This is a genomic window from Rhodoplanes roseus (assembly GCF_003258865.1).
GTDB classification, from domain to species: domain Bacteria; phylum Pseudomonadota; class Alphaproteobacteria; order Rhizobiales; family Xanthobacteraceae; genus Rhodoplanes; species Rhodoplanes roseus.
Genome location: NZ_NPEX01000321.1, coordinates 1 through 6110, shown reverse-complemented (window position 1 = coordinate 6110; position 6110 = coordinate 1). Strand labels below are relative to the sequence as shown.

General features: G+C 70.4%; 5 protein-coding genes. All 5 read left to right on the top strand.

Going from position 1 to position 6110, the window contains the following annotated elements; translation table 11 throughout:
* The coding region (locus CH341_RS27040; RefSeq protein ID WP_111422061.1) for a peptidoglycan-binding protein at positions 1-1531 on the top strand (1531 nt) is incomplete at its 5' end.
* Positions 1532-1890: 359 nt separating this feature from the next.
* Positions 1891-2469, top strand: a complete 579-nt coding sequence (locus tag CH341_RS27035) for a c-type cytochrome (protein WP_111422060.1) — start codon at positions 1891-1893, stop codon at positions 2467-2469.
* Positions 2466-3473 carry a cytochrome c oxidase subunit II gene (gene coxB, locus CH341_RS27030; protein WP_111422059.1) on the top strand — a complete coding sequence of 336 codons (1008 nt, stop codon included), beginning with the start codon at positions 2466-2468 and terminating at the stop codon, positions 3471-3473. The genes CH341_RS27035 and coxB overlap by 4 nt, the downstream gene beginning before the upstream one ends.
* Positions 3470-5380 (top strand): cytochrome c oxidase subunit I, encoded by a 1911-nt coding sequence (gene ctaD / locus CH341_RS27025; protein WP_111422058.1) that lies wholly within the window; start codon positions 3470-3472, stop codon positions 5378-5380. The genes coxB and ctaD overlap by 4 nt, the downstream gene beginning before the upstream one ends.
* Positions 5377-5979 carry a cytochrome c oxidase subunit 3 gene (locus tag CH341_RS27020; protein WP_111422057.1) on the top strand — a complete coding sequence of 201 codons (603 nt, stop codon included), beginning with the start codon at positions 5377-5379 and terminating at the stop codon, positions 5977-5979. Before ctaD ends, CH341_RS27020 begins: the two co-directional genes overlap by 4 nt.
* Positions 5980-6110 lie beyond the last annotated feature (131 nt).

The following is a 6110-nucleotide window of genomic DNA, read 5'->3' as shown; positions in this document are numbered from 1 at the left end:
GACCGCGGTCGCCGCAATCCTTGCGGGATCGAGTTTCGTCCAGGCCCAGAGCAGCGGCGCTGGTGCGTCCGGTTCCGGCGCGGGTGCGAGCTCCAGCGGTGGGTCCGAGCACGGCTCCTCGGCCCAGCACGGCGCGTCCGGCCGCGAGTCCGCCGGGCAGGGCTCGACGCGGGCCGGCTCCGGCAAGGAGTCGGCCCGCAAGGACGCAGACAAGGGCGGATCGTCGGCGGGCCGCAGCGATGCGAAGGCGGCCGACTCGGACAAGTCGGAGAAGGGCAAGGAGGGCCAGTCCGGCCGCGCCGAGTCGGGCGAGCACGGGCAGGATCGCAAGAGCGCCCAGGACTCCAAGCAGCAGGGCTCGTCTGGTCGGTCCTCGGCGTCGTCGCAGCCGTCGAAGTCCGGCGACAAGGCCGCCGAGAAATCCGGCGAGGACCGGGCGCGCGCCGATGATCGGCAACGGTCGGGCTCCGACCGGCAGCGCACCGATCAGGCGGGCCAGCAAGGCCGCGACGCGGCCGGCGACAAGTCGTCCGGCACGGCCCAGCGCAACGACGCGCCGTCGCAGCCCGACAATCGCAACGCCCAGAGCGGAGCCGGCACCTCGACGACACAGGGGCAGGCCTCCACCAGTGGGCAGGCGCAGGGCGTCTCCCTGTCCGCGGACCAGCAGCGGCGGGTCCAGGAGACGGTGGTGTCGGAGCGCGACGCGCCCCGGCTCGACCGCGTCGACTTCTCGGTGAGCATCGGCACCGCCGTTCCCTCGCACGTTCATGTCGCCACGGTGCCGTCCACCCTGGTCGAGATTCACCCGGAGTGGCGCGGCGCGTCCTATGTGCTCGTCCGTGACGAGGTGGTGATCGTCGATCGCAGCCGGAAGATCGTCGCGACGGTGCCGGTCGGTTCCGGCCAGCATGCGTCCGGCGGGTCGGCCGGGTCGTCGTCGCGGACCAGCACGAGCGGCGGCTCCGGCTCGGCCGAGTTCAGCGATCTCAGCTCCGAGCAGATCCGCGAGATCCAGATGGTCCTGATCAAGCGCGGCATGCTGGACGGCGAGGCGGACGGCATCATGGGGGATCGCACCCGCCAAGCGCTCATCACGTTCCAGCGTCGCGAGGGGCTGGAGGCGAGCGGCCGCATCGACATGCGCACCGTGCAGTCGATGCAACTGGAGAGCCGATTCAGCAGCACCACGAGCGGGCAGTCGCAGACCAGCGGGTCGTCCAGCACGGACAACCGCGCGACCGGACCGAACGACCGGTCGGCGCCGAACCCGTCGAGCGCGGCCGACCGGGCGCCCGGCGGCCAGGGCTCGGCCGACCGCTCTGGCGGCAAGCCCAATGCGGACTCCGCCTCCGACAAGAGCGCGGCAGACCGGAGCGGGGCGGCGGGCAGGAGCGGCGCCTCCGAAACGACGGGCAGCGGCAGCCGGTCAGGCACTTCGGCCCGCGAAAGCGACGACAAGGCGACGTCGGCGTCGGGCGGAGCGAAGGCGCGGGACTCGCGTTCGTCGGAATCCTCCGACAAGAAGTAGGGCGGGACGCGGCCGAGACCGACGCCCAGCCGACGGTCCCAGGACCTGGTGAGAAGCCCACCCACTCGGGTGGGCTTCTTCGCTCCGACTCTCGAAGCCGTCGGCGGCGGATGACGATGCGGCATGCGCCACGCGCCAGATCGTCGCCCCTGGGCCACCATGCTTGCCGAGGCGGCCCGCCACACCCGTGCGGCAGACCGGCGGATGGCGGCGGGGGCGCGAGAAAAGCTCGCAAACCTCGAGGCGAAACAATCGCGCTCAAATCGCCTCCATGGATTCGGGAACAGCGTCCGATTTCAGGCGATGTCAGTAGCGTCATGCGCGCCGAGACGGCGCTCCCAACGGGACGGCAGAGGACCATGAGGCGAAGGGCCGTATCGACCGGCTTCGCAGCGCTTGTGCTCGTGCTCGCGGCCGGTGGATGCCAGCGTGAAGAGCGGCAGACGCGGCTCGACCCGCCGATCGCCGCCGCGCTCGACGGCGTCGCCCTGATGCCCGATCGGATCAGCGGTGCGCCGCCCGCCGTCTATGTCGCCCTCGGCAAGCCTTACGAGCGCAACGCCTTCAATCTCGCGGAGGGCAAGCGTCTCTACGGCTGGTTCGGTTGCGCCGCCTGCCACGGCGAGGGCGAGGGCGGCAAGGGGCCGGCCTTTCTCGACGGCTGGTGGGCCTACGGCCCCTCCATGGTCTCCATCGTCTCGTCGATCCGCGACGGCCGTCCGCACGGAATGCCGCCCTTCCGGGACAAGATGACGACCGAGCAGATCTGGCAGCTCGCCGGCTACGTCCAGACGATCGGCGCCTATTCGGCCAAGACGGCGGCGCCGGGCCGCAGCGACGCCAAGCAGAGGCGGCCGGCCGAGAACCGCGCGCCCGCCGCGCTCCTGTTCGATCCCGGACCGACCCCGCTCCACCCCGACCAGGGGCCGGAGCCATGAGGCGGGTCCAGCGTGCCGTCGCGCTCGCCCTGGCGGTCGGTCTGGCCGGATGCAGCGGCTGGCAGTCGGCCCTCGATCCGCACGGCACCGATGCGGCCCGGCTCGCCGGGCTGATGTGGTTCGTCATGGCCACATGCGCGGCGGTCTGGGTGCTGGTCGTGCTGACGCTGGCGCCGGCGTTGTGGCGGCGCCGCGCGCCGCGCCCGGATCCGCTCGCCCTCGACGCGCCCCGGGAGCGGCGCATGCGCGCCGTGATCGCCGGCGCGGTCGGCGCCACCGTGGTGGTGATCTCGGTGTTCACGCTGACCAGCTTCGTCACCACGCGAGGCCTCGGCGTCACCGGCTCGGACGAGCCGACCATCCGGGTCCGCGGCCGACAATGGTGGTGGGAGGTCGAGTATCTGGACCGCGACCCGGCGCGCGCCTTCAAGACCGCCAACGAGATCCACGTCCCGGTCGGACGCCCCGTGCGGCTGCGGCTGGAGGGCGACGACGTCATTCACTCGTTCTGGGTGCCGAGCCTCGCCGGCAAGCAGGACATGATCCCGGGCCGCACCAACGAGCTGGTCATCCGGGCCGAGCGGCCGGGCCTCTACCGCGGCCAGTGCGCCGAGTTCTGCGGCATCCAGCACGCCCATATGGCGTTTCTCGTGGTCGCCGAGGACGAGGTCGCGTATGCGCGCTGGCTCGAGATTCAGCGCAGCGACGCCGCTCCGCCCTCCGGCCCGGAGCAGGAGGCCGGCCGTGCGGCGTTCCTGTCGCGCCAATGTGCCGCCTGCCACACGGTGCGCGGCACGCCGGCGGCCGGGACCACCGGACCTGACCTCACCCATGTCGGCAGCCGCCGCACGATCGGCGCCGGGCTCCTCGACACCACGCGCGGCGCGATGGCGGCCTGGATCGCCGACCCGCAGACCCTGAAACCCGGCAACAACATGCCGCTGGTGCCGCTCGACGCCGACGCGTTGCGCGACATCTCGGCCTACCTGGTCGGCCTCGAATGACGCAGGATCACGATGCCGGAACCCGCGACCATCAGGTCGACCGCACCATGCTCGAGGCGCGGCTCGCCAAGACGTGGCGGACCGATCCGGGCCTGTGGGGCGCCCTCGCGACCGTCGATCACAAGATCATCGGCCGCCGCTACATCGTCACGGCCTTCGTGTTCCTGGCGCTCGGCGGCGTGCTGGCGATGCTGATGCGGCTTCAGCTCGCCGGGCCGGAGGCCCGGATCATCGGCCCCGACCGCTACAATCAGATCTTCACGATGCACGGCACCACGATGATGTTCCTGTTCGCCGTGCCCGTGATGGAGGCGGTGGCCGTCTATCTGGTGCCGCTGATGATCGGCACCCGCAACATCGCCTTTCCGCGGCTGAATGCCTTCTCGTACTGGATGTTCCTGTTCGGCGGCCTGCTGCTGTGGGTCGCCTTCGCGCTCGACATGGGACCGGACGTCGGCTGGTTCGCCTATGTGCCGCTGTCCGGTCCGCAGTTCAGCGCCGGCAAGCGGGCCGACATCTGGGCCCAGATGATCACCTTCACCGAGGTGGCGGCGCTCGCCGTGGCGGTCGAGATCGTCGTCACGGTGTTCAAGCAGCGGGCGCCCGGGATGTCGCTCGACCGTGTTCCGCTGTTCGTCTGGGCCATGCTGGTCACCTCGTTCCTGGTCATCATCGCGATGCCGGCCGTGATGGTGGCGTCGACCATGCTGATCCTCGACCGCCTGGTCGGCACTCACTTCTTCAACCCGGCCGAGGGTGGCGACGTGCTGCTGTGGCAGCACCTGTTCTGGTTCTTCGGCCACCCGGAGGTCTACATCATCTTCCTGCCGGCAGTCGGCATGGTTTCGACCATGGTGGCGACCTTCGCGCGGCGGCCGGTGTTCGGCTATCTGGCGCTGGTGATGGCGATGGTGGCGACTGGAATCCTGGCCTTCGGCCTGTGGGTGCACCACATGTTCGTCACCGGCCTGCCGCGCCTGGGGGAGAGCTTCTTCACCGCCTCCAGCATGGCGATCGCGGTGCCGGCCGGCATCCAGATCTTCTGCTGGATCGCCACCCTGTGGAGCGGCACGCCGCGCTTCGCCACGCCGCTCCTGTGGGTCGTGGCCTTCATCGTCACCTTCGTGATCGGCGGCCTGACCGGCGTCATGGTCGCCTCGGTGCCGTTCGACACCCAGGTGCACGACACCTATTTCGTCGTCGCTCACTTCCACTACGTGCTGATCGGCGGCGCCGTGTTCCCGCTGCTCGGCGCCGTCACGTACTGGTTCCCGAAGTTCACCGGCCGAATGATGAGCGAGCGGCTCGGCACCTGGTCGTTCTGGCTGATCGTCGTCGGCTTCAACCTGACCTTCTTCCCGATGCACATCCTCGGCTTCCAGGGCATGCCGCGCCGCATCTACACCTATCAGCCCGATCTGCCCTGGCATGGCTTGAACCTGTTCGTCAGCCTGTGCGCCGTGATGCTGGTCGCCGGCTTCGTGCTGTTCGCCGTCAATGTGGTGCGCAGCCTCCGCTGCGGCGTGCCGGCCGGCGACAATCCGTGGGACGCGCCGACGCTCGAATGGGCGACCAGCTCTCCGCCGCCGCCGTACAACTTCGCCCACATCCCGGTGGTCGGCGGCTCGAACCCGTTGTGGGAGAGCCCGGAGAAACTGCCGGTCGCCTCCGGCCTCTGCCTGGACCGCCGCGAGCTGATCGTCTCGAGCGTCGTCGAGGCGCAGCCGGAGGCGCGGGAGTCGTCGCCGCAGAACTCGGTGTGGCCGTTCTTCGCCGCGATCGCCACCAGCGTCATGCTGATCGGCTCGATCTTCACGCCCTGGGCGGTCGTCTGGGGCGCCGTGCCCGTGTTCGTCACCCTGGTCGGCTGGTTCTGGCCGAAGGGAACGCCGGAGGACGCCGCATGAGGGACGAGATCGCGGCCGATCTGTCGACGCTGCCGCTGCACGGGAGCGGCACCGCCAGCGTCACCTGGTGGGGCACGCTCGCCTTCATCCTGATCGAGGGCACCGGCTTCGCGGTCGGCATCGGGGCGTATTTCTATCTCGCTACCGTCGCGCCGGCGTGGCCGATGGCGGCGCCGCCGCCCGATCTGCTGCCCGGGCTGATCTTCACCGGCCTTCTCCTCGTCAGCGTCGTTCCGAACATGATGGTCGCCCGCTGGGCGGAGGCGCGCGACCTGCGCAAGGTGCGGGCCGGCATGGTGGTGATGACCCTGCTCGGGATCGCGCCCCTGGTCGCCCGCGTGTTCGAGTTCCGCGCAATGAACGTGTGGTGGGACACCAACGCCTACGGCTCGATCGTCTGGATGCTGCTCGGCCTCCACACCACCCATGTCCTCACCGATCTCGCCGACACCGTCGTGCTCGCCGCGCTGATGTTCACCCGCCACGGCGACGATCTGCGCCGCTATGGCGACGTGCAGGACAACGCCCTGTACTGGAACTTCGTGGTCGTCACCTGGCTTCCCGTCTATGTGTGCCTCTATGGGGTGCCGCGCCTATGACCCGCTCCGTCCGCACCACCTGGCCGGCCTGGATCGCGCTCGCCGCCGCCCCGGCGGCCTGGGCCGTCGCCGTGCAGCTCGGCCAGATCCTGCCCTATGTCGATTGCGCCCGCGGCTGGCGCAGCGCCGCG

Bases quoted from the DNA above. Each gene is read 5' to 3' on its own strand.
- CH341_RS27035 (WP_111422060.1), top strand. From the start codon at position 1,891: ATGAGGCGAAGGGCCGTATCGACCGGCTTCGCAGCGCTTGTGCTCGTG.
- coxB (WP_111422059.1), top strand. From the start codon at position 2,466: ATGAGGCGGGTCCAGCGTGCCGTCGCGCTCGCCCTGGCGGTCGGTCTG.
- ctaD (WP_111422058.1), top strand. From the start codon at position 3,470: ATGACGCAGGATCACGATGCCGGAACCCGCGACCATCAGGTCGACCGC.
- CH341_RS27020 (WP_111422057.1), top strand. From the start codon at position 5,377: ATGAGGGACGAGATCGCGGCCGATCTGTCGACGCTGCCGCTGCACGGG.